The sequence below is a fragment of the Pseudomonas sp. AM4(2022) genome (assembly GCF_036346515.1).
In the GTDB taxonomy this organism is placed as follows: domain Bacteria; phylum Pseudomonadota; class Gammaproteobacteria; order Pseudomonadales; family Pseudomonadaceae; genus Aquipseudomonas; species Aquipseudomonas paracarnis.
Map to the genome: position 1 here is coordinate 1 of NZ_JAOTNW010000057.1, position 1,314 is coordinate 1,314.

At 54.9% G+C, this 1,314-nt stretch carries 1 protein-coding gene; it reads right to left on the reverse strand.

All coding sequences use genetic code 11. The features are described from left to right. Window positions 1–38: 38 nt before the first annotated feature. Window positions 39–1,261, reverse strand: a protein-coding gene (locus tag ODQ19_RS27925; RefSeq protein WP_330211828.1) for an IS3 family transposase whose coding sequence is annotated in 2 segments (ribosomal slippage) — window positions 39–910 and window positions 910–1,261 — 1,224 coding nt in all. Because the reading frame shifts where the segments join, the coding sequence is not laid out codon by codon here. Window positions 1,262–1,314: the final 53 nt, after the last annotated feature.

A 1,314-nucleotide genomic window follows, 5' to 3' on the forward strand; every position in this document is an offset into this window, starting at 1 on the left:
TGTCCAGTCCTGAAATAGGTTTACACCCTGTTTCAGTCTCAAAACGCCCGATGCACCGCATCGGGCGTTTTGTATTTCAGGGACAGGTGTGGCCGTTCCCCGTTGTAGATCAGCACCGACTCATCCACCATTTTCACTGCGTCCGCCAGATTTTTAGGGCGATACAGCAGGAACTCGGTCTTCAAAATGCCGTTTATCCTCTCCGCCAAAGCATTCTGGTAGCAGTCATAGCCGTCGGTCATTGAGCATCTGATGCCATGACTAGCGTGCAAACGTTGATAACGCTCAGAGCAGTATTGGGCGCCGCGGTCTGAGTGATGGATCAGTGGCAGCGTGCTTCGGCGTTCGCCAACTGCCTTTTCCATCGCCTTGATCACCGACTCGGTATGCAAGCTCTCATGCACATGATGGCCTACGATCTTGCGCGAGTAGGCGTCTGTCACCAGGCTCACATAAACCACGCTTTCCCGTGTCGGCAGGTAGGTTATATCTGCAACCCAGACCTGCTCTGGCCTATTGGCCACAATCTGGTCCTGACCCGCTTTGAGCAGGTTAGGATGGCGGCGAAAACGGTGATGGCTGTCTGTCGTTTTGTGGTAAGCCCGTTTGCGCACAACCAGTTCTCGAGCGTTGCGCAGGATGCTAAACAGGCGGTCTCTGCCGACCCGCACTGATGCGCCAACTTCGACGCTCATCAGGTAATGCAGCTTGCGCGTGCCTATCCGTGGTTGGCGGCGGCGCTTTTCAAGAACATAGTCCATGACTTCTTGATCTTGACGAGCCCTCTCGTCGAAAGCCCGATTGCGTTGGTAATACGCTTGGCGCGAAATGCCCATGAACAGGCAAGCCCTGGTGACGCTCAGGCCTTGGATTTGCCCTTGCGAGAGGACTTGCCGGGTCGCTTTTTTACGACGGAAACACCGTAGTCATTCTTCAGAACATTCACAACGGCTTCGAAGAATTGCGCTTTCTGATTACTTAGCGCCAGCTGTTCTTCAAGCTCTTTGATCCGCTGCTCGGGGGTCAGCGGGAGGGTTGGCTCGGTCATGGACCTGCTCCTCGGCTCTCGAATTGAGGCGCCTTGACTCCAGTCCTGCCGGCCGTGCTTGCGTAGCCAGACCAGTACCGTGGACCGGCCCTGAATGCCGTAGCGCCGTTGAGCCTCTTTATAACTCAACTCGCCCTTTTCGACCTGGTCTACGACCGATAATTTAAAGGCTAGCGTGTAGTCACGCTGGCTCCGCCTTTTGCCTGAATCCATTGACTCCTCCTGAAGATAGGTCAGAAGGCGTAAACCTTATTCAGGACGGGACA